The organism is Microvirga sp. 2TAF3 (genome assembly GCF_052114965.1).
Taxonomy (GTDB): domain Bacteria; phylum Pseudomonadota; class Alphaproteobacteria; order Rhizobiales; family Beijerinckiaceae; genus Microvirga.
The window spans coordinates 1-26,336 of sequence record NZ_JBFRFT010000011.1 but is presented as its reverse complement, the minus strand read 5'-3'; the positions used below and the strand labels follow the sequence as shown (position 1 = coordinate 26,336).

The following is a 26,336-nucleotide window of genomic DNA, read 5'->3' as shown; positions in this document are numbered from 1 at the left end:
GGTAAAGGTCGAAACTCGACGGGGCAAGCGCTTGCTGCTTTATCGGCGTTGAACCTTCGCGTAAGAGCCTCGCCATGAGAATGTTCGACCCGGCTTCCGCCAGCCCGCCCCGGAACGGTTTTCGCGCGCACCTTGCCGAGGCGATGTGGCGCGCCGCCATAATTGTCCTGGTGCTCATGCCCGTCGGCATGGCCATCGCCCATCGCTCGAGCCCTGCCTTCCTGACGGTGGCAGCGCTCTGCGCTTTGGGGGCCATCGCGGCGGAAGGGCAGGGGCGTCGCTTCGGCCAGGATGTGTGGACGGCCCTCGCTTCGCCCCTGGGGCTGGCCGTGCTCGCCTTTCTGGCATGGTGCGTCGTCTCGATAGGATGGAGCGAGTTCAAGCGCGTCTCCATTGAGGGGTTCGGCGAGTTCTGGCTTGCCGTGGCGGGCGCCTTCATTCTCGGCCTCACCCTTCCGCAGCGCATGACACGCTCGGCCTTCTGGCTGCTGATCGGGGCTTCCATCGCAGCCTGTTGCATGATGATCTTCGAGCTGCGCACGGGGCTCGCCCTGCGCAAATCGCTGGGCATGCGCTGGCAAAGCTTCATCTTCAACCGCTCGGTCCTGACGCTTCTCTGCCTGACGCCGCCCCTTGTCGCCTGGCTCCTGCGGAATGTCCGTTTCGGGTGGGTTTTCAGCATGGGTTTTGCCGCCCTCGTCTTCACCACGATCGCCCATTCCGAAAGTGGCGCGTCGGTGCTCGGTTTCATGGCCTTCTGCGTCACTTTTCTTGTCGCATATGCCGCGCCGCGCCTCGTTGCCATCGTTGCCGCCGTCGCCTTCGTCCTGCTGACGGCTTCGGCGCCTTTTCTGGGCAAGATCGCCGATTGGGCGATCCCGGCAAGCGTCCATGAAAGGCTGGCCAACGACCATTCCCGCGACCGGGTCGATATCTGGCTCAGCTTCGGCGAGGCCATACGGCAGCAGCCTCTGCTCGGGGCAGGCTTCGGCATCAGCCCGCGCATGCGCGACACCTCGGTGGCCGAGCGCGTGCCGACCGAAGACGAGACGCTGCTCGCTGTCGGCCATCCCCACAACGCCATAATCCAGATCTGGGTCGAGCTCGGCGCCGTGGGGGCGGTCCTGGCGCTGGCGACAATTCTTTTGCTTTTGCGCGCCATTGCCCGCCAGAGCCGCCTCATCGCCGGCGTATCGCTTGCCCTCATGGCGGGAGTGACGGGCGTGGCGCTGGTCGGCCACGGGGCCTGGCAGGGTTGGTGGGCGGCGTCGCTTGGAGCCGCTATCGTATGGATGCTGGCCGTGCGCCGGAAAGGGTTGGAGACGAAACCATGAGCAATTTCGACGTCGACCTGTTCGTCATCGGAGCCGGATCCGGCGGCGTGCGCGCTTCGCGGATCGCGGCAGGCTATGGTGCCAGGGTCATGGTCGCGGAGGAATACCGGGTCGGCGGCACCTGCGTCATCCGGGGCTGCGTGCCCAAGAAGCTGATGGTCTATGCCAGCCGCTACGCCGAGGATTTCAAGGATGCGGCCGGTTTCGGCTGGGACGTGCCGGAGCCCCGCTTCGACTGGACGGCCTTCACCCGCAACATGCACAAGGAGGTCGACCGGCTGGAAGGGATCTACCGGACCAATCTCGACAAGGCAGGCGTCGAGATCGTCGACAGCCGGGCGGTGATCGAAGATCCGCACACGGTGCGCATTCTCAAGACAGGGGAGCGGATCCGGGCGCGCTATATCCTGGTCGCTGTGGGAGCTCATCCGACCCTGGAGCCGATCATTCCCGGGGGAGACCTCGGCATCACCTCGAATGAGGTCTTCCACCTGAAGGAATTGCCGGAACGCATCCTCGTCATCGGCGGCGGGTATATCGCGGTCGAGTTCGCGGGCGTCTTCGCGGGCCTCGGAAGCAGGGTCACCCTTCTGCATCGCGGCGACAAGCTCCTGCGCGGCTTCGACGAGGATGTGCGCGATGCCCTGGGCGCGGCCTATGCCCATCGCGGGATCGACCTCGCCCTCAGCAGGACCGTGCATCGCCTCGACAAGGTGCCGGACGGCATCGCCGCCACCCTCAGCGACGGCACCGTCCTGACCGTCGATCAGGTTCTCGTCGCCACCGGGCGGCGTCCGAACACGGCCAATCTCGGCCTGGAGGATGTAGGCGTCAGCCTCGACGAGGTCGGGGCGGTCATCGTCGACGGCTATTCGCAGACCATCATTCCTTCGATCTACGCGGTCGGCGACGTGACCAACCGGGCCAATCTCACCCCGATCGCCATCCGCGAGGGCCATGCCTTCGCCGACACGGTTTTCGGGGACGGGCCCACCATGGTCGATCACGAGTTGATTCCGACGGCCGTGTTCTCGACCCCCGAGATCGGCGTCATCGGCTGCAGCGAGGGGGCGGCGCGGGAGCGTTACGGCGAGATCGACGTCTACAAGACCTCGTTCCGCCCCATGAAGGGAACCCTGTCCGGCAATCACGAGCGGGTCCTGATGAAGCTGATCGTCGAGAAGGCCACAGACAAGGTCGTCGGCGTCCATATCATCTCCCCCGATGCGGGGGAGATGATCCAGCTCGCGGGCGTCGCCGTCACCATGGGGGCCACCAAGGCCGATTTCGACCGCACCGTCGCCGTCCATCCGACCGCGGCGGAAGAACTCGTGACCATGCGCACGCCGTTCGTGGTGAAGAAGCCGGTCGATGTGGGATAGGCCTCCAGAGTTGGCTTTTGGCCGGGTTCATCCCACATTCCAGGGCTCATAGCGCAGCCCGTTCTGAGAATTTGGAGCCGTGAGCATCCCGGTCATTGCCGTTGCGATGGGCTTGGATGCCTTATGGCTATTCCGCCGCGAGAGCCGCCAACCTCACATCCGGTGAGGAGATATCTGTCGTCCGGCGCGATCTGGAAGGGCGCTCGACGCAAGGTCGTATCGGACGCACTCGCCTTTTCCATTATGTCGTGTATAGGTGCCCTTTCGTGTCGCTTATTGCGGTGAACGACGAGAATTCCTAAGACACGAGGAGTGTGTCATGACTGAGCGGTGGACGCCCGACAGCTGGAGAAACAAGCCAATCCAGCAGGTTCCGGCCTATCCGGACCTTGAGGCGCTTGGAAACGTCGAGCAGCAGCTCGCCGGCTTTCCCCCGCTCGTTTTTGCAGGTGAGGCCCGCAAGCTGAAGCGTACCTTGGCCAAGGTCGCCAAGGGCGAGGCCTTCCTTCTTCAGGGCGGCGATTGCGCCGAAAGCTTCGCCGAGCATTCTGCCGACAACATCCGCGATTTCTTCCGCCTGTTCCTGCAGATGGCGGTGGTGCTGACCTTTGCCGGCAGCTCGCCGGTGGTGAAGGTGGGCCGCTCCGCCGGCCAGTTCGCCAAGCCGCGCTCGTCCGACATCGAGACCGTCGATGGCGTGGACCTGCCGAGCTACCGGGGCGATATCATCAACGACATCGAGTTCACGCCGGAATCGCGCATTCCCGATCCGCGCCGCCAACTCATGGCCTATCGCCAGTCGGCGGCGACGCTCAATCTGATCCGCGCCTTCGCGACCGGCGGCTATGCCAATCTCGAGAACGCGCATCGCTGGATGCTGGGTTTCGTGAAGGACTCGCCGCAATCGTCCCGATACCGTGAGCTGGCGGAGCGCATTTCCGAGAGCATGGACTTCATGCGGGCCATCGGCGTCGATCCGGAGACGCATCCCGAGATGCGCACGACGGATTTCTACACCAGCCATGAAGCCCTGCTCCTCGGCTATGAAGAGGCCATGACCCGCGTTGATTCCACGACGGGCGACTGGTACGCCACTTCCGGCCACATGCTATGGATCGGCGACCGCACCCGGCAGCTCGACCACGCCCATGTAGAATACATGCGCGGCATCAAGAACCCGATCGGCCTCAAATGCGGCCCGTCGCTGACACCGGACGGGCTGATCAAGCTCATCGACCAGCTCAACCCCGAGGACGAGCCCGGCCGTCTCACGCTCATTTGCCGCTTCGGCTCCGACAAGGTGTTCGACAACCTGCCGGCCCTTGTGCGCGCGGTGAAGCGGGAAGGCCGCACGGTCGTGTGGTCCTGCGACCCGATGCACGGCAACACGATCAAGGCGGCCTCTGGTTACAAGACCCGGCCCTTCGAGCGTGTCATGGGCGAGGTTCGCGACTTCTTCGCAGTCCATCAGGCGGAGGGCACCTATGCGGGCGGCATCCACCTGGAGATGACGGGCAAGAATGTCACGGAATGCACCGGCGGCGCACGCGCGTTGACGGATGCGGACCTGAGCGACCGCTACCACACCTATTGCGACCCGCGCCTCAACGCGGAGCAGGCCCTGGAAATCGCGTTCCTGACCTCGGAACTCGTCAAGCAGGAGCGCCAGGGCCGCGAGCGGCCGGAAACCCTCGCTGCCGAGTAAGATCCGGCGAAGCAATACATAAAAAGGGGCGCCAAGAGCGCCCCTTTTTGTCGAGGTTAGTTTTCGCGAGAGCAGTATTCTTCCTCAGTGCAAATAGCCCAGGAAGAAGAGGATAAGAATAATCGGCAGAGGAATGCCGATAAGCCAGAGAAGGCCACCCTTCAACATCGCTACCTCCCTTCAATTCGTGCGAGGACAACGAACTAAGCTGTTACAGGTTCCGTCTAAACTGGAATTTGGGTTGAATTCCTTTCGGGGCTCGCCTCTGGCTACCACAACCCCGGCTCAGTTCCGGAGCATCGGCTAAGGAAAGCTCGTCCAACGCATTGCTGCGCACCAAACGGCGCGCTAAATCCAGGCCATGGCTCAGAACACACTCAAGATCGCCCTCGCGCAGCTCAATCCCATCGTCGGCGACGTGGCCGGCAACGAGGAGAAGGCCCGTTCCGCCCGTGCGGAAGCGGCCCGCCTCGGTGCCGATATCGTCATGTTCACCGAGTTGTTCCTGGCCGGTTATCCGGCCGAGGACCTCGTTCTGAAGCCCGCCTTCCAGGATGCCTGCCGGGCCGCCGTCGAGCGGCTCGCCCGCGAGACATCGGATGGCGGGCCAGCCATTCTGATCGGGCTGCCGTGGCGGGAGAAGGATCATCTCCACAACGCCTATGCGCTGCTCGATAACGGCGCGATCACGGTGCGCTTCAAGGTCGATCTGCCCAATTACGGCGTGTTCGACGAGAAGCGCAATTTCGAGCCCGGCCCGCTGCCGGGCCCGGTCAATTTCCGGGGCATCCGGCTCGGCCTGCCGATCTGCGAGGATATCTGGACCGGCGACGTGGTGGAGTGCCTTGCCGAAACGGGAGCGGAGATGCTTCTGGTCCCGAACGGCTCGCCCTATTGGCGAGGCAAGACCGAGGAGCGCTTCAACATCGCCGCTTCCCGCGTCACGGAGAGCGGCCTGCCGCTGGTCTATCTCAACGAGATCGGCGGACAGGACGAGCTGGTCTTCGACGGCGCGTCCTTCGTGCTCAACGCCGACTGCTCGCTCGCCTGCCAGTTGCCCGCCTATGAGGAAACCCTTGCCCTGACCACGTGGGAGAAGGGGGACGAAGGCTGGGTGTGCCGCGCGGGGCCTCCGGCAACGGTCGAGGAGGGCGAGCAGGCGGATTATGCCGCCTGCGTGCTCGGCCTGCGCGATTATGTGGAGAAGAACCGTTTTCCCGGCGTGGTGATCGGCCTCTCGGGCGGCATCGATTCCGCCCTGTGCGCCGCCATGGCAGTCGATGCGCTCGGGGCCGAGCGCGTCCATTGCGTGATGCTGCCTTACCGCTACACTTCGGGCGAGTCTTTCCAGGATGCCGAGGATTGCGCCAAGGCACTTGGCGTCCGCTACGACACGCTGCCCATCGCCCCCGCCGTCGAAGGATTCGAGGCACTGCTGCAACCGCTTTTTGCCGGAAAGCCGCGAGACATCACGGAGGAAAACCTCCAGAGCCGCGCCCGCGGCACGATCCTCATGTCGATCTCGAACAAGTTCGGGCCGATGGTCGTGACCACCGGCAACAAGTCGGAAATGTCGGTTGGCTATGCCACTCTCTACGGCGACATGAATGGCGGCTTCAACCCGATCAAGGATCTCTACAAGATGGAGGTCTACCGCCTGTCGGCCCTGCGCAATGAGTGGAAGCCGAAGGGCGCGCTGGGGCCGGACGGAGTCGTCATCCCCGAGAACATCCTGTCCAAGGCCCCAAGCGCCGAGCTGCGTGAGAATCAGAAGGACCAGGATTCGCTGCCGCCCTACGACATCCTCGACGACATCCTGCGCGGTCTCGTGGAAGAGGAACTGCGCGTCTCGGAAATCGTCGCCAAGGGGCACGATCTGGAAACTGTGAAGAAGGTTGAGCGCCTGCTCTATCTCGCCGAGTACAAGCGCCGCCAATCGGCGCCCGGCGTGAAGGTGACGCGTAAGAATTTCGGCCGCGACCGGCGCTATCCCATCGTCAATCGCTTCCGCGACCAGGGCGCGGTCGCCTATCGGCCCGACGAGGCCATGGAGCGTACGACGGCCAAGCCGCAACGCGCGGCGATGGATGTCTGAAGGCACGCGCAGGCGAAGTGGTAGGGGAGGGCACCCACTGTCATCCCCGGCGCGCCGCAGGCGCGGAAAGAGATCCATGGGAAACGCCGAGGGTCGTTATGGATTTCCTTCCCCTCCGCTGCGCTCCGGCCGGGAATGACGGGAGAACCGAACCTGCCTCTTGCGCGGGCGCTTTCCCTTCGCCATAGGGGTTTCATGTCCAAGCCAATCGTTCGCTTTGCCCCGTCTCCGACCGGGCGCATCCATATCGGAAACGCCCGCCAGGCCCTGATGAACGCCCTGTTCGCACGGCGCGAGAAGGGCGTCTTCGTGCTGCGTTTCGACGACACCGATCTCGAACGCTCCAGGCGTGAATATGCCGATTCCATCGAGGTCGATCTCGCCTGGCTCGGAATTCCCCCGGATGTGGTGGTGCGCCAGTCCGAGCGCATCGAGTTCTACGATGCTGCCGCCGAGAGACTGCGGGACGTCGGCCGTCTCTATCCCTGCTACGAGACCGCGGAAGAGCTGGAATTCCGGCGCAAGCGGCAACTCGCTCGCGGCCAGCCGCCGATCTATGACCGTGCCGCGCTCAAGCTCACGCAGGAAGATCGGGAAAAGCTCGAAGCCGAAGGACGCAGACCCCATTGGCGCTTCCGTCTCGATCATCGCGTTGTCGGCTGGACCGATATGGTACGCGGCGAAAGTCAGGTGGATTGCAGTTCGCTGTCCGATCCGGTTCTGGTGCGCGAGGACGGCACCTATCTCTACACGCTGCCCTCCATCGTCGACGATGTGGAGCTCAAGATCAGCCACGTGATCCGGGGCGAGGATCACGTCACCAATACGGCGGTGCAGATCCAGATTTTCGAGGCGTTGGGCGCGCATATCCCGCTTTTCGGGCATATCAACCTTCTGACGACAGCGAGCGGGGAGGGGCTGTCCAAGCGCCTCGGGCATCTGTCCCTCACGAGCCTGCGCGAGGCGGGACTTGAGCCGCAGGCGGTGGCGTCCTTGGCGGTTCTGGTCGGAACCGCGGAATCGGTGCGGCCCGTGGCCGATCTCGATGAGCTGGCGCGCCTGATCGACTTCAATCACATCTCCCGTGCGCCCGCCAAGTTCGACGAGCATGAGCTGGAACAGCTCAATGCCCGCCTCGTCCATGAAATGCCTTACGAGGCCGTGCGGAGCCGCCTTGCCGCTCTCGACGCCGATGGCGGCGAGGCGTTCTGGCTCGCCATTCGCGGCAACCTGACCAAGGTGGTGGATGCGGCCGAGTGGTGGGTGATCGTGCATGGACCGATCGTCCCCATCATCACGGAGCGGGCCTTCATCGACGATGCCAGGAAACTCCTGCCGCCCGCACCGTGGGATGCCGGCACCTGGAAGACCTGGACGGATGCCGTGAAGGCCGCAACCGGCGTGAAGGGCAAGGCCCTGTTCATGCCTCTCCGCCAAGCTCTGACCGGGCTCGACCATGGCCCGGAACTGGGAGCGCTCCTGCCTCTCATCGGGCCGGAACGGGCGAAAGCACGGCTCTCGGGCGAGGCGGCGTAAGCTGTTATTCGTCATTCCGGGGCACCGCAGGCGAGCCCGGAGTTTATGAGAACACGGCGAAAGCAAGAAAGGCGCTACGATCACCGTAGCGCCTTTTCTATTGCGATTGCGGTTATGGGTTTCCCCGCTTCGCGTGGCCCTTCGGGTCGGGCTCCGCTAACGCGGCCCCGGAATGACGGCGATGTCCCGATCAGTTCGCGTTCGGAACCGGAATCACGTCGGGTGCGATCACGCGGACGGTGTGCTTCTTGCCGTCGCTCGTGACGACCTCACGCTTCGCCCCCTCCGCCTGATTCACGATGCGGCCGGTCTCGATGGATTTCGGCCCGATGCCTGAGGATTCCTTGCTCGCTGTCGGCGCGGCGGCTGCCGTCTCGGCTGCGGCCTTGGCTTCCTCGTCGGTCTTCTTCTCGACCGCCTTGCGAGCCTGCACCGCTTTCGGGCGGGACATTTCCTCCGCCTTTTCGGCGGTCACGATGATGTCGCCCTTGCGCTGCTCAAGCATGCTCTCGGCCCGGCGCAGGATGACGGCCCAGCTCTCGTTGTCCTTCTTGCAGACCACGCTCGGGTCATAGGCCTTGCGGAACTTGAAGGCATTCGTAAGGGACGTATAGGGCCTGCTGCCGGAGACGGAGACGGCCCGGTTCAGCCCGTCGTCGCCGCCGGGATAGGCGAACGCCAATGTCTCGGTTTCGGGGCAGAGGGCCTGGCACATCTCATCGGCGCTCTCACGGCCGCCCGGCGCCATGCTCAACGGGAAAAAGGAGCCGTCGCCCGTCCGCACGCAGACCAGCCTGCGGCCGCCGAGGGACTGCTGCTCCTCGGTGATGATCGGCTGGCCCTCGGGCATGATGTCCGAAGGCTGCGGCTGAGGCTGGCCGCGCGGCGGGCCGAAGAGCGATTCGAAGAAGCCTCGCGGCTGCTCTACGGCGCATGTCTGCTGGACGGCCGCCATGAGCTGGCGTCGACGCAGTTCGACATCGCCCGAATCGTAGGACTGCGCGGAAAGCCGGGCGAAATTCGCTTCCATCTGCCGGATTCGCTGGGCGATGGCGCCACATTCGGCCGGCGGGGGGCCTGCGAGAAAGCCGAGCGGGCCGCGCTCGCAGCCGATGGAGCGGTAATAGCCGACAAGCCGGCCGATCTCGACGCGCATGGCTTCCGCCTCGCCGGACATGGTGCGCCCGCCACCCCGCTCCAGCGCCGCCAATTCCGCGCGAAAGCGCTGGCATTCGGCGGATTGGGCGAGGGCGGCGTCGCCGGCGACGAGAAAAGCCGTCACGGCGACCAGGGAGCGTAGAAAAGATGTCTTTGCCATAATGCGTGTCGCGAAACCGATGTCCTTCAAGCCGTTGCCTGCCCCTCCAGTTGCCTGGTTCGGTGGTCATTTGACGTCGTGAAATTGACCCTAATGTGATTAGCGCCTTGCCTGCTCCGATGGAAGCCAAGTAGCGTCCAATCGGGCCGGTAAAAGCCGCAGCCAGAGGAATTTAGGGGGAAGCATGTACTCTCATACGACTGTCGGGGCAAATGACGTGAGCCGCGCCAAGGCGTTTTACGATGCTGTTCTCGCACCGCTGGGCATCGAGGCGAGACTCGTTTTCGATACGGCTATCGGCTACGGTCTGGCGGGCGGTCCCGCTCAATTCTGGGTCACACAACCCTTTGACGGAAAAAGCCAATCGGTCGGAAACGGCACCATGATCGCCTTCGCGGCCTCGAAGAGGGCTGCCGTCGATGCTTGCCATGCTGTCGCGATGGCGAGGGGTGGGAAGGACGAAGGCGCGCCGGGTCTGCGGCCGCAGTATCATTCCAATTATTACGGCGCCTATTTCCGGGATCTCGACGGCAACAAGATCTGCGTGTGCAGCCAGCATGCGGAATGACCCTTGAGCTGACTCTCGTCAAAGGCCGCGGACATCCCCACATAGGAGCTTAACCGTGGGAGATTGATGTGATGCTTGCTCGCCTTGCCCTAGCTGCTGCTCTGATTTTCGGCGCCGTCTCGGGCGCCGTCGCGCAGGAGCCGGATGTCATTTTCAAGAAATCCACCGTCTGGCGCGCGCTCACCCCTAACGACAAGCTGGCCGTCTATGGAATCGACGATCCCGACGTGGAAGGGGTGGCCTGTCATTATACGACGCCAGAGCGGGGCGGCATCTCAGGTACCTTCGGAGTGGCCGAGGAGGTCTCGGACATCTCCCTGTCCTGCCGCCAGGTCGGCCCGGTGCGGTTCAAGAAGAAGTTCGGGCAGGGCGACGATATGTTCAGCGAGCGACGCTCGTTGATCTTCAAGCGCATGCATATCGTCCGGGGCTGCGACTCCAAGCGTAATACGCTGGTCTACATGGTCTATTCGGACCGGCCCATCGAAGGCTCGCCCAAGAACTCGACCTCAAGCGTGCCGCTCATGCCTTGGGGCAACGAGCAGCCGCCGAAATGCGGGGAATGGGTGACGGGTTAGAGACTTCGCCGTCGTTCCGAACCTGCTCCACTGTCATTTCGGAGCGAGCGAAGCGAGAGCCCGGAGCCCATAAGCGCCAACGGTTTCGGAAAAGGTTTTGCGGGATCCGCTTTATCCTGAAACGTCAGCGGCTCTGGGTTTTCCCGCTTCGCGTGGCCCTTCGGGTCGGGCCCGGCCCGATGGGCCATCCCGGAATGACGGGACGCTTCAGTTCGTGCAGGTGATAGTGACGGGAAGGTCCTTGGCCGCCAGGGAAGCCTTCTGGACCGCGCCGGTGATTTCCTCGGCCGCCGTCTGGCGGTAGGAGACGGCCCGGGCGTAACCCTGCGCTTCACACCAGGTATTAGCTACCGTCTGGCCGCAGGCATGGCTGGAAATCAGGCATTCCTCGATCCCGTAGCCGTCGGCGGCCGGGATCACGAAGGTCGCCTCGGTGGACGAGGCCTGGGTGCCGTTGGGGAGCAATGTCAGCGACGTCGTCGCTGCGACAAACATAGCAGTACCCAACCCGAGCATGGCATATGCGCGGCGCATGTAGACCTCACTGATTTGAACTCGTGATCTATTGTCACGAAAGGGCATGAATAAACCGCTAACGCTTCTTCCGAAGACACGGTTCCTACTTTTCCGCAAATTAATCATGTTCCACCGCAGGGAACCTTGACGAAACAAGGCGAAACAGGCATGGATTTCGGCATGACAACGGCAACGATCCTCATTTCCGGGATTATTTGCGGCTAGCGCACAACGCTGGCTGGAGCCGTCTCGTTCTCATTTGACAGATCGAAACCATTCTCCGGCCTGCGGCCTGAAGGGATATGGTTTCATGGCGTCGAAGCTTAGGCTCTACAACACGCTGACCCGGTCGAAGGACGATTTTGTCCCGATCGACGAGAAGAACGTGCGCCTCTACGTGTGCGGCCCGACCGTCTACGACTACGCCCATATCGGGAATGCGCGACCGATCATCGTTTTCGACCTCCTGTTCCGCTTGTTGAGGCATATTTACGGTACGGAAGCCGTCACGTATGTGCGCAACATCACGGATGTGGACGACAAGATCAACGCGCGCGCCGCGCGGGATTATCCGGACCTGCCTCATAACGAGGCGATCCGCGTCGTCACGCGGAAGACCGAGCAGCAGTTCCACGCAGATATCCGCGCCCTCGGCGTGCTGATGCCCGACGATGTGAACGAGCCGGGTAAGCCGCCGCGCTTCGTCGAGCCTCGCGCCACCGAGCATATCGAAGAGATGAAGATGATCATCGAGCGGCTGATCGCTCGCGGCGCGGCCTATGTGGCCGAGGATCATGTGCTCTTCAGCGTGTCCGGCATGCAGAAACTGCCGAACGTGCCGAAATACGGAGCGTTCTCCAAGCGCTCGCTCGACGAGCTTCTGTCCGGTGCGCGCGTCGATGTGGCACCCTACAAGCGCGACCCGATGGATTTCGTGCTGTGGAAGCCCTCAGGCCCGCAGGACCCGGCATGGCCGTCGCCCGCGGGCATCGCGGCGCCGGGCCGTCCCGGCTGGCATATCGAGTGCTCCGCCATGGCGTGGAAGCATCTGGTCCAGGCCTTCGAGACTCGGCTGACGTGCAAGGATCCGGCGGAGCGCGAGACCTTCGACATCCATGGCGGCGGCATCGACCTCGTCTTTCCGCACCACGAAAACGAGATTGCCCAATCCTGCTGCGCCTTCGATATGCCGCGCATGGCCAATGTGTGGATGCATAACGGTTTCCTGCAGGTGGAAAGCGAGAAGATGTCGAAGTCGCTCGGCAACTTCTTCACCATCCACGACCTGCTCAAGGACTGGCCGGGCGAGGTGCTGCGTTTCAACATGCTGCGCACCCATTACCGCCAGCCCATCGACTGGACTTTGCGCGGCCTGGAGGAAAGCGAGAAGACGCTCGACCGCTGGTATGGCTTGGCGGGAGAGAGGCAGTCTGCTGCCTTCTCCGCTCCGGTTGACGAAGCGCTGGCGGACGATCTCAACACGCCGAAAATGCTGACTGAATTGCACGCCCTCGATGGGCAGGGTGCGCATGAGGAGCTTGGCGCCAACCTGCGCGCGCTCGGCTTCCTGTCGGAAGGCGCCGAGGCGTGGAAAGCTCGCCGGCAGGCATCTCTCGATGTGGATCCCTCCACCGTCGAGGCACTGATTGCCGCCCGCAAGGAGGCCCGCTCCTCGAAGAACTGGGCTGAATCCGACCGCATCCGCGACGAACTCGCCAATCTCGGCGTCGTGGTGAAGGACGGCAAGGACGGCGTCACGATCTGGGAGGTCGCACGCTGATGGGACAGTCATTGCCGAAACCCGGCCTGCGGCCGTTTCTTCCCGCCGATGTGCCGATGCTGGCCGAGATCTTTCAGGCGAGCGTCGAGGAACTGACGGGCGAGGATTACAGCGAGGGACAGCAGGAAGCCTGGGCAGCCATGGCGGAGGATGAATCCTTCGCCCGGCTTCTCGCCCAAGGTCTGACATTGATCGCGACCATCGAAGGTTCGCCCGTCGGCTTCATCGCGCTCAAGGACAACGAGCAGATCGAGCTGCTCTACGTGCATCCCGCCGTGGCGGGGCAGGGGATCGGATCGATGCTCTACGACGCCGTGGAAAAGCTCGCGATGGCGCGCGGCGCTAAGCGTCTCTCTGCTGATGCGAGCGACAATGCGCGACCCTTTTTCGAGAAGCACGGCTTCCAGCCCCAGCGCCGCAACACAGTGACGCTCGGCGACGAGTGGCTCGGCAACACGACCATGGAAAAGCGCTTCGCGCAGCCTGAGGAGAGGACCCTTTCGTCATGACCCGCGAGCGCGTCTATCTGTTCGACACGACCCTGCGCGACGGAGCCCAGACAACTGGCGTCGATTTCTCCCTTGAAGACAAGCGCGCCATCGCGGCCCTGCTCGACAGGATCGGCGTCGATTACGTGGAAGGCGGCTATCCCGGCGCGAACCCGCTCGATACCTCGTTCTTCGCCGAGAAGCGCACGAAGAGCGCCAAGTTCACCGCCTTCGGCATGACGAAGCGGCCGGGGCGCTCGGTCTCGAACGATCCCGGCGTCGCGGCGCTTCTCGAGGCTCAGGCCGACGCCATCTGTTTCGTCACGAAGGCCTGGGACTACCATGTCCATGTCGCTCTCGAGACGACGCTGGAAGAAAACCTCGGCGGCATCCGCGACAGTGTCGCGGCTGCGCGCGAGAAGGGCCGCGAGGTCATCGTCGATTGCGAGCATTTCTTCGACGGCTACAAGGCCAATCCCGCCTATGCGCTCGATTGCGCGAAGACCGCCTACGAGGCCGGTGCGCGCTGGGTCGTGCTGTGCGACACCAATGGCGGCACGCTTCCGCACGAAGTCCTGGCCATCGTTTCCGACGTGACGAAGGCCGTGCCCGGCGCGCATATCGGCATCCATGCCCATGACGATTGCGGCTGCGCGGTGGCCAATTCGCTGGCGGCCGTGGAAGCGGGCGCGCGCCACATCCAGGGCACGCTCAACGGCCTCGGCGAGCGCTGCGGCAACGCCAATCTCATCACTCTGATTGCCGCATTGAAACTGAAGGATGGATACTCATCCCGCTTCGATCTCGGCGTGTCGGACGAGTCCCTGAGCCAGCTCACTCACGTGTCGCGGCAGGTGGATGAGATCCTCAACCGCCAGCCGAACCGCCACGCGCCCTTCGTGGGTGCGAGCGCGTTTGCCACGAAGGCCGGCATCCATGCTTCCGCCGTGCTGAAGGATCCGCGCACCTACGAGCATGTGGAACCGGAAATCGTCGGAAATGCGCGTAAGGTTCTGGTGTCCGATCAGGGCGGCCAGTCGAACATCCTGGCCGAACTGAAGCGTCTCGGTTTCGCGTTCGAAAAGGGCGACCCGCGCGTCGCGCGTCTTCTCGACGAGGTGAAGCGCAAGGAAGCGGAAGGCTTCGCCTTCGAGGGGGCGGATGCGTCCTTCTACGTGCTCGTCAAGCGCATGATGGGTGAGGTGCCCGCCTTCTTCCAGGTGGAGCGCTTCTCCGTGAACGTGGAGCGCCGGTTCAATGCGGTCGGGGAAATGGTCACCGCCTCGGAAGCCATCGTGAAAGTGCGCGTCGGCGACGAGATCGTGATCTCGGCAGCGGAAGGCAATGGCCCGGTCAACGCCCTCGACGTGGCGTTGCGAAAGGATCTCGGCAAGTACCAGGATCTGATCCAGGATCTGGAGCTGATCGACTATAAGGTGCGCATCTATCAAGGCGGCTCCGACGCCGTGACGCGCGTGCTGATCGAGTTCGCCGACGGCGAAGGCGACAGCTGGACGACCATCGGCGTCTCGCCGAACATCATCGACGCCTCGTTCCAGGCGCTGACGGATTCGATGGTGTACAAGCTTCTGAAAAGCGGGGCGGGGCTCTAGAGCATTTTCAGGCGAAGTGGATCCGGTTCGCCGTTGGAAATGCGTCCGAGCAAAAGAAAAGAGCGATTCCACGCAAGTGGAAACGACTCTAAAGCATCGGACGAGAGCATCGTGTGGCCGCAAAACCGGGTCCACTTTTGCGCACGATTCTCTAAGGCCCCGCGACCGTCGTCCCGGACGCCGCAGGTGATCGGGGATCGCGGGAGGAGTATGGCGCCTTATCCGGAGAGCGATCCCGGGCTCCGCTCATGCGGCCCCGGATGACGCAATGTCGTTCTCAAAAGTGCTGTTCGATCACGTCCTCGTTGCCCACGAGACCGATCCGCCGAGCCGAGGCTTCGAGCATCGGGATGACGTCCTCGACCTGCTCCGCCACGAGATAATTGAGTTCCAGGCCGGGACGGATGAAGCCCTCGTTGCGCATATGGGCGAGGAGGTTGAGAAGCGGCTTCCAGAAACCCTTGGTACTCAGCATCAGGATCGGCTTCGTGTGCCGCCCGAGCTGCGCCCATGTCATCTGTTCCACGAGTTCCTCAAGCGTTCCGATGCCGCCCGGCAGGGCGACGAAGGCATCGGCCTTTTCGAACATCAGACGCTTACGCGTATGCATGTCGGGAACGATGAGGGTTTCCTGCACGTCCTCGAGCAGCTTCTCGCGCGACTTGAGAAATTCCGGAATGATGCCGGTGACGAAGCCGCCATGGTCGAGCACCGCTTTGGCAACGGTGCCCATCAGGCCCACATTGCCGCCGCCATAAACCAGACTGATACTTTGTTCGGCCATCGCACGGCCTAATGCCGCCGCATTTTCAGCGAAAACGGAGTCGTCTCCGAAACCGGAGCCGCAATAGACGCAAATGGATCTGATGGCTGGCATTTGATCTTTGGGAAATAGGGGGATCTCCCCCGTTGAATCGTGAAGCATTATTATAGTCCTTATGGCCGTAGCCTTTTGAAAGATAAACAGCTTAAATGCATGAAAGTGCCAGGATTGAGAAAAGGCGTCATGGCTGACGAAAGACAGGGCAGGGGGACAATCGCCATTCTCGGCGCGGCGGCTGTTGCCGTCGTTGTGGTGCTTGTCGGCGTTTTGATCTGGGAGAACGAGGAGGCGCCCTGGGATACAGGCCGGACGCCTCAGGCCAGGCAGGGGCAAGAAAAGGCTCCTCCCGGCTCTCCCGAAGCACCGGCGAAGCCCCAGGCGCAGACTGCGCAGAATGGTTCGCCGCAGGCGCCGACCCAGGCATCTCCGGCGCCCAAGCCTGCCGCCGAGACGAAAGCGGCCGGAGAGCCGATCGCGCCGTCCTTCGATATCGTCCGCGTCGAGCCCAACGGGGAGAGCGTGATCGCCGGACGCGCCGCGCCCGGCGCCACCATCGAGCTTCTGCGCGACGATCAGGTCCATGCCCGCGGCGTTGCCGACGCTTCCGGCCTGTTCGCGATCACGCCGCCGCCGTTGCCCGTAGGCTCCCATCAGATCGCCCTGCAATCCATTGCGCCGGATGGCAAGCGTCAGCGTTCCCGCGAGAGCGTGACGGTTGCGATCAACGGCAACGCACGGCCGCTTGTCGCTCTGACGGCTCCCGACAAACCTACGGTTCTTCTCTCAAACCCCGAACCGCCCACACCGAAAGCCGCGGAGGCTGCCCCTTCGCAACCCAGGCCGCAGGAGCAGGCCGATGCCACGTCCCCGGCCACGCCTTCTCCTGCGTCGCCGCCGCCCGCCCAGCCTGCGCCACGGGCTGAGATCAAGATCATGAGCGTCGAGGCAGAGCAGGGGAAGCTCTACGTATCCGGCCAGGCCGCGCCCGGCGCCACTGTTCGGCTCTATCTCAACGAGACCTTCGTCGCTCCCGGCGGAGCCGGGGGGGACGGCAAGCTCTCCTTCGCCATCGGCAGCGGGGTGAAGCCCGGCGATTACCGGGTGCGGCTTGACGATGTCGATCCGGTCTCCGGTCAGGTGAAATCCCGTGCCGAGGTCGCCTTCAATGTTCCCGCCGACGCGGGCACGGCCCAGATGGCGCAGAACCCGAGCCAGCCGGCGACGCCCGGCCCGGAGACTGCCACGAAGCCCCCCGTGCCTGCCGGTTCGGAGGCGCCCGCTACCGGCAGCCGCATGGCGTCGGCCCTTCCGGAGGGGCAATCGCTGCCGAGCACGGTGGTGGTGCCCAATATCAACACGGCCATCGTCTCCCGGGGCGACAGCCTCTGGCGGATCAGCCAGCGCATTTACGGTCACGGTGTCCGCTACACCGTGATCTATGGTGCGAACCAGGAGCAGATCCGCAATCCCAACCTGATCTATCCCGGACAAGTCTTCGTCCTCCCGGGGGACCAGGCCAAAACGACCCACTGAGACGATCATCCGAGCTTTGAGCCTGCAAAGTCGGCCCCTTGAAAAAGCGGGGTGAATTCACTCCGCCGATCCCTTATATCCAGGTCCGACAGCTTCATCGGATTCCAAATTATGCCCCGCCCATCCGCGCCCTCGCCTCAAGGGGCCGCAAAAAGCACGCCCGGCTTCGCCACGACCGTCACCAAGCTCTGGCCCTATCTCTGGCCCCATGGTCGGCGCGATCTCCAGATGCGCGTTTTCCTGGCTTTCGGACTGCTCCTGGTCGCCAAGGGTGTCACCATGGTGACGCCCTTCGCCTTCAAATGGGCGACGGATGCGCTCGTGGCCGTGACCATGGGGGCCGGCAACCAGGCCAGCGAGGCGACCGCCGGATCCTGGCTCTGGCGCGCGCCGGTCCTGCTGACCGTTCTCTATGGCCTCTCCCGCATCCTCATGGCCGTGCTGACCCAGGTCCGCGACGGCCTCTTCGCCAAGGTTGCCATGCACGCGGTGCGCAAGCTCGCCATGCAGACCTTCGAGCATATGCATCGCCTGTCCCTGCGCTTCCATCTCGAGCGCAAGACCGGCGGGTTGACCCGCGTTCTCGAGAGGGGCCGCTCCGGTATCGAGGAATTGTCGCGGCTCGCGGTGCTGACCCTGATCCCGACCATCGTCGAATTCGCCCTGGTGCTCGGCATCCTGGCGTGGGAATTCGACTGGCTCTACTCGGTCGTCGTCTTAGTGATGGTGGTGGTCTATCTCGCCTATACCTATCAGGCGACCCAGTGGCGGATTTCCATCCGCAAGCGGATGAACGAGTCCGACACGGACGCCAACACCAAGGCGGTCGATTCGCTCCTGAACTACGAGACGGTGAAGTATTTCGGCGCCGAGGCGCGGGAGGCGATCCGCTACGACCATTCCATGGAACGCTACGAGAAGGCCTCCACGCAGACCTATACCTCGCTGGCGGTCCTCAATGCGGGGCAGGCCGTCATCTTCACCATCGGCATGACCATCGTGATGGTGCTCGCCGCCCGTGACATCATGGCGGGCCGCGTCTCCATCGGCAGCTTCGTCCTCGTCAACGCCATGCTGGTGCAGCTCTATATTCCGCTTAACTTCATGGGAATGCTCTATCGGGAGATCAAGCAGGCCCTCATCGATATCGACGACATGTTCCGGATCCTCGACAGCAATCCGGAAATCGAGGACAAGCCCGACGCCAAGCCGCTCCATATCGCGAAAGGCGTGGTGCGCTTCGAGGACGTGCACTTCTCCTACAATCCGGAGCGGGCGATCCTGAAGGGCGTGAGCTTTGAAGTGCCTGCCGGTCATACGGTCGCCATCGTCGGCCCCTCGGGCGCCGGCAAGTCGACGATCTCGCGCCTGATGTTCCGCTTCTATGAGCCGACGAGCGGCCGGATCCTCATCGACGGCCAGAACATCGCGGACGTGCAGCAGGCGACCCTGCGCAAGGCCATCGGCATGGTCCCGCAGGATACGGTGCTGTTCAACGACACCATCGGCTACAACGTCCAGTACGGCCGCTGGGACGCCGCGGCGGAAGAGGTGAGTGAGGCGGCCCGCCTCGCCCAGATCGACCGCTTCATCGGCCATCTGCCGGAAGGCTACGAGACCCCGGTCGGCGAACGCGGCCTGAAGCTCTCCGGCGGCGAGAAGCAGCGCGTGGCGATTGCCCGCACCATCCTGAAAGGCCCGCCGATCCTCGTGCTGGACGAGGCGACCTCGGCCCTCGATTCCTTCACCGAGAAGGAAATCCAGGACGCCCTCGACCGGGTCAGCCGGGGGCGCACCACGCTCGTCATCGCCCACCGGCTGTCCACCATCATCGGCGCGGATGAGATCATCGTGCTCGATCATGGGCGCATCGTCGAGCGGGGCACTCATGCAAGCCTTCTCTCCCAGGGCGGCGTCTATGCCGCCATGTGGAACCGCCAGCGCGAGGCGGATCAGGCCCGCGAGACCCTCAAGCGGGCGGAAGAGGAAGAGCGCAGCGAAGAGAGCGTGGCGGGTTGACGGGACCCGCCGCCCCTGCCATGCCCCCTTTGTCACAGAGGCTTAAGGAAGAATGTCCGACATTTTGGATTCGATGCGCCGCATCATCGTCCCGATCCACAAGGAGGGGTATCCCTTCATCCTGATTGCGCTTATCGCGACGATCTTGCTGGCAATGCTTTGGTCGCCTCTGGGCTGGATCGGCGCGATCCTCACGGTGTGGGTGTGCTTCTTCTTCCGCGATCCGCCGCGCGTGACTCCCATCCGCGAAGGCCTCGTCGTGTCGCCCGCCGATGGGCGCGTGAGCCTCATCACCACCGCCGTGCCTCCCGCCGAGCTCGACCTGCCTTCCGAGCCGATGACGCGGATTTCCGTCTTCATGAACGTGTTCGACTGCCATGTGAACCGTTCGCCGGTGGCTGGGCGCATCGCGCAGATCCTCTATACCCCGGGCCTCTTCCTCAATGCCGAGCTCGACAAGGCGAGCGAGGACAATGAGCGCAGCGCCCTCGTCATCGAGACGTCGGGCACCAGGATCGGCGTCGTCCAGATCGCCGGCCTGGTCGCCCGCCGCATCGTCTCCTTCGTCAAGTCCGGTGACTCCTTGAGCCCGGGCGAGCGTTTTGGCCTGATCCGCTTCGGCTCGCGGGTCGATGTCTATGTGCCGCTCTCCACCCAGGTACTCGTGGGCCTCGGTCAGACCGCGATTGCCGGAGAGACCGTGCTTGCGGATCTCTCGGCGAACGAGCCGGCACGGCAATACAGGGTCGGCTAGCGCAGCTCCTTTAGGGCGGCTCCTTGCCGCTCGGGTCGGCAGCCCCTAGAGTTCTCCCTCATGAGCGACCTTTTCCCCCCCTTCGCGCCCGATCCGGACGAGCCGCGCAAGCGTCTCTTCAAGCCGGTGCCGTTTCGCGTCATCGTTCCGAACATCATCACGCTGATCGCTCTGTGCCTCGGGCTCACGGCGATCAGGCTGGGCTTCGAGGGGCGCTATGAGCCGGCGGTCATCGCGATCGTCGTGGCGGCCTTTCTCGACGGGGTCGACGGCAGGGTCGCGCGCCTTCTGAAAGGCACGTCCCGTTTCGGCGCGGAACTCGACTCCCTCGCGGATTTCGTCAATTTCGGCGTGACGCCCGCGCTTATCCTCTACAGCTTCATCCTTCATGAGCTGAAAGCGCTCGGCTGGATCGCGGTTCTGGTCTTCGCCATCGCCATGGCTCTGCGTCTTGCGCGCTTCAATGTGATGCTCGACGATCCCAACCGCCCGGAATGGCAGAAGAACTTCTTCACCGGCATGCCCGCGCCCGCGGGGGCTCTCACCTCGCTGCTCCCGCTCTACCTGTCTTTTCTGGGTGTTCCGGTCGGGGCCGCGTCCGCGCCCATCGCGCTGATCTACCTGCTCGGCCTCGCCTTCCTGATGGTGTCGACCATCCCGGTCTATTCCGGAAAGACGCTGGGCAAGAACGTCCCGCGGCATTGGGTTCTGCCGATCTTCGTGCTGTCCGTGGCGGCGTTCGGCCTTCTCGTGAGCTTTCCGTTCGAAATGCTCACCGTCATCACGATCCTCTTCCTGCTGACGATTCCGCTGAGCGCAGCCCGCTACCGCAGGCTCGAGCGCGCCGATATTCGCCGGCCCGTCGCGCAGGAAACGGAGCCACCTCCCGCGGCTTGATTCGGGAGGGCGCGGTTCCATCTTGTGACCGGGCGCGGGCAGGTCTCTGCTGCTCGCGTCGGTTTCGTGAATTCCTTTGGGCGTATCGGGCTCATTCCCGGGCCCGCAAGAGCGTGGAGAATATCGTGGCGTCTTCCTCCGAGAAGTCGAGTGCCGACTGGCGTCCGAAGCTCGTCCTGGCTTCCGCTTCGCCCCGTCGGCTGGCCCTTCTGCAGCAGGCCGGCATCGAGCCCGACGCTCTTCTGCCCGCGGATGTGGACGAGACGCCCCTGAAATCGGAAAGCCCGCGCGAACTCGCGAAACGCCTCGCGCGCGAGAAGGCCGAGGTCGCCCGCAGGGCGGCCCGCAACAGCGAGGATCTGAAGGGAGCCTTCATCCTGTCCGCCGACACGGTCGTCGTCGCAGGCGGGCGGATCCTGCCCAAGGCAGAGGTGATGGAGGAGGCCGCGGCCTGCCTGCGGCTGCTCTCGGGCCGCGCCCACCGCGTCTACACATCGATCTGCCTCATGACTCCGAAAGATTCGATTCGCGAGCGCATGGTCGAGACCCGGGTGCGCTTCAAGCGCCTGTCGCGGGACGAGTTCGAGCGCTATCTCGCCTCCGGCGAATGGCGCGGCAAGGCGGGCGGCTACGCCATCCAGGGACTCGCCGGCACTTTCGTGATCAAGCTGGTCGGCTCCTATTCCAATGTGGTGGGCCTGCCCCTCTACGAGACCGTCGCGCTTCTGGACGGGGAGGGCTATCCCGTCCGGTTCAGCTGGCTCAACGCGGCCTGACGCAGGAAGCGGGAGGGTATCGATGACCCCGGCCAACGAAAACAAACCGAAAGCCTTGAGCGCCAAATGTCCGATCTGCGGCAAGCCGGCCCAGCTCGAATTCAAGCCGTTCTGTTCCAAGCGCTGCGCCGATGTGGACCTCCAGCGCTGGCTTTCCGGCCGCTACGCGATTCCCGCCGTCGAGGATGACGAGGACCGGGACGAAGGCGACCGCGAAGCGTGATGTGAGATTTTCCTCAAACTTGACGACAAGACCGCTGGACATGCGGCGCAGGTCTGACTATACAACCGGCCTCCGACGCAAACGGCTCACCGCCGATGTTGGACGCCCAGGTAGCTCAGTTGGTAGAGCATGCGACTGAAAATCGCAGTGTCGGTGGTTCGATTCCGCCCCTGGGCACCACTCTTTTCCCTTTCCTTGAAAGATAAAGAGATTTTCGCGACCCTCAGATTGGGGCGCCTCGTGTTTATGAGGTGGCCGTATACGATTTGAGGAAGGTCGCAGACCAGCTCTGGGGCGAGTCGTGTCGATTGCCAGCCGAAGCTCAGAATAGGTCACACCCACACATTCCGCCTTCTCTTTCCCGCAACAAGCTCGATAGCGTCGGCACTCCCGCCTTGAACTCAACATCAGCTTTACGCTGTCCGGTATGGAGAGCGAATAGACCGGCGGGTATAGATTGATACGACCGAACTCAAAACAGTTCGAAGGTCCATCGAGCCAAGCTTATAGAGCTGCTTTTCGTAGTTGATATTCTCTCTCTGCTCCACAGGGTCTGTCACCTAGGCCCTCATCAGTGCTATTGTTACTTGGTGACGTTGCGTCAAGGAATCCAATCGGATAGGCAATCGCTATATACTTGGAGGCCTGCCGTGAAAAATTGGAAACTGGCATTGCTCGGAGCAGCGGTGCTTGCTGCGGTTGTGTTTGCGATTGGAGCATCGTCAACCGCTTCCAAACGGTACCGGATGGTTGTGAACTCGATCATCAGGATAGAGGAGCGTTCCGCCCAGCTCGACACACGATCCATCCAGGCTGAGAGGGCTATGGGCGATCTTGCTCGACAGCTCAACGACGTTATTGAGGAAACCCAGAATCAAAGCCGAGAACTAGACCTACGCTTACGCACGATCCATTCAACGACGCGGGAGCCGGATCTTAGAGGGAGCGCTGAGTTCGTCTCTATGCAGCGTATCCCTGATGAGCCCTTCCTTCCGGTATCGATGACCAGAATCGGGCCTGATGAATTCCTTGTTGTGAATTATCGTGACGTCTACCTGTTCAATATTTCTCGCCGGGAGGCGACACTTATCCAATTGGACATGCCAGTGCCCGTTTGGAGCCCTACGGCCGTTCATTATTCTGCGTTCTATGATCGAGTTTTCATTGCTAATTACACCGGCAAGGACGTCCTTATCGCGGAGATTCTTCGTGATGCTGGAAAGGTCACTCTGAAACTGACTGAACGCTTGACCCACGACGAGGGCATCGAAGGCCCTGAGGGCATCCAAGTTTCGCGGGGCGGGCGGTTCATGGCGGTTGCTGATTACGACGGCGGGGCACTGTCAGTTTTCGAGCGCATCAACGACGCCTGGGTCTACCGCTGGAAAAAGCCTGTTGAATCGTCTCATGGCGTGGCGATAATTGGTGATCATGTTTATGGCAGTGGAAAAACCATAGCAAAATTCCATATTGACACTGGCGAAGAAGTAGCCCGCGTTTCAAAGATTGGGGAACAACCCATCCTCTTTGCATCATGCATCAGCGAAGACATGAAAACTGGTGAGTTGATCGGCTCAGATACTATGGCGGGCCGCGTCTTTACACTGACAAAAGACCTTGAGCTGAAGGAATCATTCGGAGTCAATGGCCCAACCCACGTGAACCTCTCGATGCCTTATTGCGCCTATCGTGATGGCGATGACATCTACGTTCTATCCACTTATCAAGATCGGATCATCAAGATCGGCCGGGAGGGAACTCATTCTTTTGAATTCGGCGGACCTCGGTGGGAATACGTATCCGTGCCCTCCGCATACCGTAACAACACTGATATGTGGCGCGGCACGCTCATTACCGACAGCCCAGGCTATAGTATGTTCGGACTGACCGTTCGGCCTAGTTACGGCTCCCTGCAGGCATCCGACGGAACGGCGTTGCTTATGCCTGTACGTCGAGAACTGCCTGAAAACAGATGGTTGTTCTACGTCACGACCATAGCCAGCTATGGCGATTGGATCGCTGTTGCCGCAAACTCCGCTCCAGTCGTGCTCGTCTACAATCGGAAGACCGGAGCTCTCGGATCGGTCGAAACCGGTGAGTGGGACTGCTGGGCGTCGGCATCGTCCATTCTCTGCCCTTCTCGGCACTATTCGGTCGAGGAGCTCGCGGCTAAGACAAAGATGATTGAGGCAGAACCGCCACCTAGCGATGTGCAAGCCTATTTGGCGCAGGCCGTAAAGAGGGACGTTTCGCTTATCGATTACTGGCGGGCATGGAGGGAAACGATTGACTAACCCGTCTCTTACTATCGACAGATGAATCAAGGCTCGCTCCGGCGGGCCTTTTTCACTTCCAGATCATGAGGACGCCCATGTCTGTCGAAAACTTTGGCGTGACTCCACAGGATCTGAATCGCGAAGCGTACGTTCTATGGCGCTGACATAACTTGAACCGGGCGACGCAGGCATGGCGATAAGTCGACTAGCGCATTGTGCGGAAAAGTGGATTCCACTTTTGGGATCAATCCGATGTTCTAGGTTAGAAGGTTCGCCATAGCGCTCAACAAGGGAGGTTGCTGCAGTACCCTACCGGGATATGTGAGTGAAGGCGTATCGCAGTATCGACGAATCGGCGGTCCTTGGTGAGAGTTCCGAGAATCTGAAGGGCAGACCAGACGATCCAACGGTAGCCTTCCGGCAACTGATCGCCATAAGCAGCAAAATAGAGCTGCCCGTCAGCCTTGGTGAAGTAGTCCAATTGCATCGATAGGCTGAATGCCTGTCGGGTGAATATGTCGAGGAGCGAGCGGTCACCCAGCAATCTGGCGGCGTTGTATAGGTTGATAAGGGCGATCATCTCGCCATCCAGAACCCGAACGTTCAGGTTGTGAGGAATGTCGTAGACATACTCTGCCGGGAGTCGGAACCCAGAGACTTCGTATTCCGCTCCGCCTTGCGTAATGGGCATCCCTACGTATCGACCGGCGGCAAGGCTAAGGTCTCGGTACTGCTGTTCGCCCGTCAGCCGATAGAGAATCGCTCCAGCATTGGCGAAAACGGCGCTAGCATAGGAACTATACCAGGGATCTTTGAGGGATACGCCCCAGTTCATGACAAAGGGGAAGTGGTAGGCCCAAGCGAGCCCACCGCCACGGTGCTCGCCGGATGGAATGACGTAGTTAGCAAAGAACGTGCGGGCCGCATCAATGATGCGCGCCTTTTGCTCTGCCGTTGTATCATTACGGAGGGCGTGGCCAAGAAGCGCATTGACCATATTCCCGGCAAAGACCGGGTGCACAGAGCCGAACCCGGCACTGAGGGTTTCTGCATAGCGGCTCGGATCGGACAGGGTTGCTATGTTCTGCTCAATTGCTTTTACATCGGATGGCAGTTGCGGGGCGTAGACCTGAATGCCGTCTAGAATAACCGTCGTCTCGGCCCGATAGGCGGCCTTGTTCTGAGCAAGCCACAGGCCATCGTCCGCAGGGCGGCTTTCACCGAGAATAACCGAGAGAGGAATATAGCCTTCTAGCCCGTTGTCCTCTCGCCGGATACGGACCATGAGGGAGCCGACCCCTAGGTCATGCAAATCATTATCGAGCAACGTTAGGCGAGCGCCTGGGGACAAGCCGTACAGACCTGGAGAGCCGTCAACGCTCGTCCGCCATGGGAGGCGGACTGCACCGTCCAGCGTCTCGGGTGAGAACGTCATGTCGGAGATCAGATCTTTAAACAGGTCGCCTTCGTAGACGACCGTGAGTCCCGCGCGATCCGCTTGGTATGGACGAAGAAGGGCGTTGTTGGGCCGATGCACGACAGCGGGAATGCCCAACGCAGGGTGAACATCGGTTGTGACAGTCGGAAGGTGTTCGGCACCACCCGCGCGTGGGACTGCCGAGCGAACAGCCACTCCACCAACCACTGCGCCGACGACGGCGAGGACCACAAAACTCGAGACAATAATCTTCATCAGCTCAATCTCACAACCTGCTGCAGGTGACAGACCACAATGTGTCCCGTCAAGTAGCACCCAGGCAGCTTGATCTTCCCGTTCGCATGGACGCGGGTTTAGGCCACATTCCGCTCAGCCTGTTCGAGAGCGAGATGACCCCAGGGCAGAATGGAGTTGCCCGATCATCGAGGCCTCCACTGTCTCGGCTCGAGGCCCATACCCGAAACGATTCCGCCGCGGGCTGCGCAGCTAGCATTTGCCGGCGCAGCGCATTATATGAATCGTGTCGGGGTGACCCGACTATGATCGTAGAGGCAGAGTGGAATAGGCGTTTAGGACGCGGGTTCAATTCCCGCCGCCTCCACCACAAGCACACCGGCCGTCAGGCACTGCGGGCCGGTCTCGAGAGCGACAGGCTTTCGTTGGGCCGGGCGCTGTTCCGGTGTG

General features: G+C 62.3%; 21 protein-coding genes, 1 tRNA gene and 1 other RNA gene. 19 read left to right on the top strand and 4 right to left on the bottom strand.

The genetic code is table 11. From position 1 onward, the window contains the following. The first annotated feature begins 74 nt into the window (after positions 1-74). From AB4Y97_RS12460 to gltX, 5 genes are all read left to right on the top strand, one after another. Positions 75-1,334 carry an O-antigen ligase family protein gene (locus AB4Y97_RS12460; RefSeq protein ID WP_441999360.1) on the top strand — a complete coding sequence of 420 codons (1,260 nt, stop codon included), beginning with the start codon at positions 75-77 and terminating at the stop codon, positions 1,332-1,334. Beyond that, complete coding sequence (gene gor, locus AB4Y97_RS12455; RefSeq protein ID WP_441999359.1) at positions 1,331-2,716, top strand: glutathione-disulfide reductase; 1,386 nt, start codon at positions 1,331-1,333, stop codon at positions 2,714-2,716. Before AB4Y97_RS12460 ends, gor begins: the two co-directional genes overlap by 4 nt. A 319-nt stretch (positions 2,717-3,035) precedes the next feature. Next, positions 3,036-4,421, top strand: a complete 1,386-nt coding sequence (locus AB4Y97_RS12450) for a class II 3-deoxy-7-phosphoheptulonate synthase (protein ID WP_441999358.1) — start codon at positions 3,036-3,038, stop codon at positions 4,419-4,421. A gap of 361 nt (positions 4,422-4,782) precedes the next feature. Further along, positions 4,783-6,516: an NAD+ synthase gene (locus AB4Y97_RS12445; RefSeq protein ID WP_441999357.1), complete on the top strand. Its 1,734-nt coding sequence runs from the start codon at positions 4,783-4,785 to the stop codon at positions 6,514-6,516. 195 nt (positions 6,517-6,711) lie between these two features. Continuing rightward, the gene (gene gltX / locus AB4Y97_RS12440) at positions 6,712-8,052 is read left to right on the top strand and encodes a glutamate--tRNA ligase (protein WP_441999356.1); all 1,341 of its coding nucleotides are present in this window, start codon (positions 6,712-6,714) and stop codon (positions 8,050-8,052) included. Positions 8,053-8,242: 190 nt separating this feature from the next. Here the strand turns inward: gltX and AB4Y97_RS12435 are convergent, their stop codons facing one another. Next, on the bottom strand, positions 8,243-9,370 hold the full coding sequence (locus AB4Y97_RS12435; protein ID WP_441999355.1) for a DUF2865 domain-containing protein: 1,128 nt from the start codon (positions 9,368-9,370) through the stop codon (positions 8,243-8,245). A 184-nt stretch (positions 9,371-9,554) separates the two neighbouring features. Between AB4Y97_RS12435 and AB4Y97_RS12430 the strand changes: the two genes are divergently transcribed. Together AB4Y97_RS12430 and AB4Y97_RS12425 are read left to right on the top strand one after the other, a co-directional pair. Then, positions 9,555-9,938 carry a VOC family protein gene (locus AB4Y97_RS12430; protein WP_441999354.1) on the top strand — a complete coding sequence of 128 codons (384 nt, stop codon included), beginning with the start codon at positions 9,555-9,557 and terminating at the stop codon, positions 9,936-9,938. Between the two features lie 71 nt (positions 9,939-10,009). Then, positions 10,010-10,516 (top strand): CreA family protein, encoded by a 507-nt coding sequence (locus AB4Y97_RS12425; RefSeq protein WP_441999478.1) that lies wholly within the window; start codon positions 10,010-10,012, stop codon positions 10,514-10,516. Positions 10,517-10,723: 207 nt separating this feature from the next. Here the strand turns inward: AB4Y97_RS12425 and AB4Y97_RS12420 are convergent, their stop codons facing one another. Beyond that, the gene (locus tag AB4Y97_RS12420) at positions 10,724-11,050 is read right to left on the bottom strand and encodes a hypothetical protein (protein WP_441999353.1); all 327 of its coding nucleotides are present in this window, start codon (positions 11,048-11,050) and stop codon (positions 10,724-10,726) included. Between the two features lie 292 nt (positions 11,051-11,342). Between AB4Y97_RS12420 and cysS the strand changes: the two genes are divergently transcribed. The 3 genes from cysS to cimA are packed head-to-tail and all read left to right on the top strand — an operon-like array spanning position 11,343 to position 14,913. Next, positions 11,343-12,812 (top strand): cysteine--tRNA ligase, encoded by a 1,470-nt coding sequence (cysS, locus tag AB4Y97_RS12415; protein WP_441999352.1) that lies wholly within the window; start codon positions 11,343-11,345, stop codon positions 12,810-12,812. After that, positions 12,812-13,321 carry a GNAT family N-acetyltransferase gene (locus AB4Y97_RS12410; RefSeq protein WP_441999351.1) on the top strand — a complete coding sequence of 170 codons (510 nt, stop codon included), beginning with the start codon at positions 12,812-12,814 and terminating at the stop codon, positions 13,319-13,321. Before cysS ends, AB4Y97_RS12410 begins: the two co-directional genes overlap by 1 nt. Beyond that, positions 13,318-14,913, top strand: a complete 1,596-nt coding sequence (cimA, locus tag AB4Y97_RS12405) for a citramalate synthase (protein ID WP_441999350.1) — start codon at positions 13,318-13,320, stop codon at positions 14,911-14,913. The genes AB4Y97_RS12410 and cimA overlap by 4 nt, the downstream gene beginning before the upstream one ends. A 277-nt stretch (positions 14,914-15,190) precedes the next feature. Here cimA and AB4Y97_RS12400 read toward each other — a convergent pair whose 3' ends face one another. Then, positions 15,191-15,790 carry a TIGR00730 family Rossman fold protein gene (locus tag AB4Y97_RS12400; protein ID WP_441999349.1) on the bottom strand — a complete coding sequence of 200 codons (600 nt, stop codon included), beginning with the start codon at positions 15,788-15,790 and terminating at the stop codon, positions 15,191-15,193. A 129-nt stretch (positions 15,791-15,919) separates the two neighbouring features. Between AB4Y97_RS12400 and AB4Y97_RS12395 the strand changes: the two genes are divergently transcribed. The 8 genes from AB4Y97_RS12395 to AB4Y97_RS12360 all read left to right on the top strand — a co-directional run bounded on the left by AB4Y97_RS12395 (position 15,920) and on the right by AB4Y97_RS12360 (position 24,232). After that, positions 15,920-17,269, top strand: coding sequence for a LysM peptidoglycan-binding domain-containing protein (locus AB4Y97_RS12395; protein ID WP_441999348.1), 1,350 nt, complete (start codon positions 15,920-15,922; stop codon positions 17,267-17,269). A gap of 111 nt (positions 17,270-17,380) precedes the next feature. Then, positions 17,381-19,288 (top strand): ABCB family ABC transporter ATP-binding protein/permease, encoded by a 1,908-nt coding sequence (locus AB4Y97_RS12390; protein ID WP_441999347.1) that lies wholly within the window; start codon positions 17,381-17,383, stop codon positions 19,286-19,288. A 52-nt stretch (positions 19,289-19,340) separates the two neighbouring features. Next, the gene (locus AB4Y97_RS12385) at positions 19,341-20,042 is read left to right on the top strand and encodes a phosphatidylserine decarboxylase (RefSeq protein ID WP_441999346.1); all 702 of its coding nucleotides are present in this window, start codon (positions 19,341-19,343) and stop codon (positions 20,040-20,042) included. A gap of 60 nt (positions 20,043-20,102) precedes the next feature. After that, positions 20,103-20,939, top strand: coding sequence for a CDP-diacylglycerol--serine O-phosphatidyltransferase (gene pssA, locus AB4Y97_RS12380; protein ID WP_441999345.1), 837 nt, complete (start codon positions 20,103-20,105; stop codon positions 20,937-20,939). 125 nt (positions 20,940-21,064) lie between these two features. Further along, complete coding sequence (locus tag AB4Y97_RS12375; protein WP_441999344.1) at positions 21,065-21,715, top strand: Maf-like protein; 651 nt, start codon at positions 21,065-21,067, stop codon at positions 21,713-21,715. 22 nt (positions 21,716-21,737) lie between these two features. Beyond that, the gene (yacG, locus tag AB4Y97_RS12370) at positions 21,738-21,938 is read left to right on the top strand and encodes a DNA gyrase inhibitor YacG (RefSeq protein ID WP_441999343.1); all 201 of its coding nucleotides are present in this window, start codon (positions 21,738-21,740) and stop codon (positions 21,936-21,938) included. Between the two features lie 104 nt (positions 21,939-22,042). Next, a tRNA-Phe gene (locus AB4Y97_RS12365) sits at positions 22,043-22,118 on the top strand. Between the two features lie 470 nt (positions 22,119-22,588). Beyond that, the gene (locus AB4Y97_RS12360) at positions 22,589-24,232 is read left to right on the top strand and encodes a hypothetical protein (protein WP_441999342.1); all 1,644 of its coding nucleotides are present in this window, start codon (positions 22,589-22,591) and stop codon (positions 24,230-24,232) included. Between the two features lie 265 nt (positions 24,233-24,497). Here AB4Y97_RS12360 and AB4Y97_RS12355 read toward each other — a convergent pair whose 3' ends face one another. Continuing rightward, positions 24,498-25,907, bottom strand: coding sequence for a D-glucuronyl C5-epimerase family protein (locus tag AB4Y97_RS12355; protein ID WP_441999341.1), 1,410 nt, complete (start codon positions 25,905-25,907; stop codon positions 24,498-24,500). Between the two features lie 228 nt (positions 25,908-26,135). Here AB4Y97_RS12355 and ssrA point away from each other — a divergent pair. Next, positions 26,136-26,336: a transfer-messenger RNA gene (ssrA, locus tag AB4Y97_RS12350) on the top strand; the annotation flags it as partial.

Excerpts from the sequence above, each read along its gene's own strand:
- AB4Y97_RS12420 (WP_441999353.1), bottom strand. The coding sequence starts at position 11,050 with ATGCGCCGCGCATATGCCATGCTCGGGTTGGGTACTGCTATGTTTGTC.
- AB4Y97_RS12395 (WP_441999348.1), top strand. The coding sequence starts at position 15,920 with ATGGCTGACGAAAGACAGGGCAGGGGGACAATCGCCATTCTCGGCGCG.
- AB4Y97_RS12385 (WP_441999346.1), top strand. The coding sequence starts at position 19,341 with ATGTCCGACATTTTGGATTCGATGCGCCGCATCATCGTCCCGATCCAC.
- AB4Y97_RS12410 (WP_441999351.1), top strand. The coding sequence starts at position 12,812 with ATGGGACAGTCATTGCCGAAACCCGGCCTGCGGCCGTTTCTTCCCGCC.
- AB4Y97_RS12390 (WP_441999347.1), top strand. The coding sequence starts at position 17,381 with ATGCCCCGCCCATCCGCGCCCTCGCCTCAAGGGGCCGCAAAAAGCACG.
- cysS (WP_441999352.1), top strand. The coding sequence starts at position 11,343 with ATGGCGTCGAAGCTTAGGCTCTACAACACGCTGACCCGGTCGAAGGAC.
- AB4Y97_RS12460 (WP_441999360.1), top strand. The coding sequence starts at position 75 with ATGAGAATGTTCGACCCGGCTTCCGCCAGCCCGCCCCGGAACGGTTTT.
- pssA (WP_441999345.1), top strand. The coding sequence starts at position 20,103 with ATGAGCGACCTTTTCCCCCCCTTCGCGCCCGATCCGGACGAGCCGCGC.
- AB4Y97_RS12430 (WP_441999354.1), top strand. The coding sequence starts at position 9,555 with ATGTACTCTCATACGACTGTCGGGGCAAATGACGTGAGCCGCGCCAAG.
- gor (WP_441999359.1), top strand. The coding sequence starts at position 1,331 with ATGAGCAATTTCGACGTCGACCTGTTCGTCATCGGAGCCGGATCCGGC.
- gltX (WP_441999356.1), top strand. The coding sequence starts at position 6,712 with ATGTCCAAGCCAATCGTTCGCTTTGCCCCGTCTCCGACCGGGCGCATC.
- AB4Y97_RS12355 (WP_441999341.1), bottom strand. The coding sequence starts at position 25,907 with ATGAAGATTATTGTCTCGAGTTTTGTGGTCCTCGCCGTCGTCGGCGCA.
- cimA (WP_441999350.1), top strand. The coding sequence starts at position 13,318 with ATGACCCGCGAGCGCGTCTATCTGTTCGACACGACCCTGCGCGACGGA.
- AB4Y97_RS12425 (WP_441999478.1), top strand. The coding sequence starts at position 10,010 with ATGCTTGCTCGCCTTGCCCTAGCTGCTGCTCTGATTTTCGGCGCCGTC.
- yacG (WP_441999343.1), top strand. The coding sequence starts at position 21,738 with ATGACCCCGGCCAACGAAAACAAACCGAAAGCCTTGAGCGCCAAATGT.
- AB4Y97_RS12445 (WP_441999357.1), top strand. The coding sequence starts at position 4,783 with ATGGCTCAGAACACACTCAAGATCGCCCTCGCGCAGCTCAATCCCATC.
- AB4Y97_RS12435 (WP_441999355.1), bottom strand. The coding sequence starts at position 9,370 with ATGGCAAAGACATCTTTTCTACGCTCCCTGGTCGCCGTGACGGCTTTT.
- AB4Y97_RS12450 (WP_441999358.1), top strand. The coding sequence starts at position 3,036 with ATGACTGAGCGGTGGACGCCCGACAGCTGGAGAAACAAGCCAATCCAG.
- AB4Y97_RS12400 (WP_441999349.1), bottom strand. The coding sequence starts at position 15,790 with ATGCCAGCCATCAGATCCATTTGCGTCTATTGCGGCTCCGGTTTCGGA.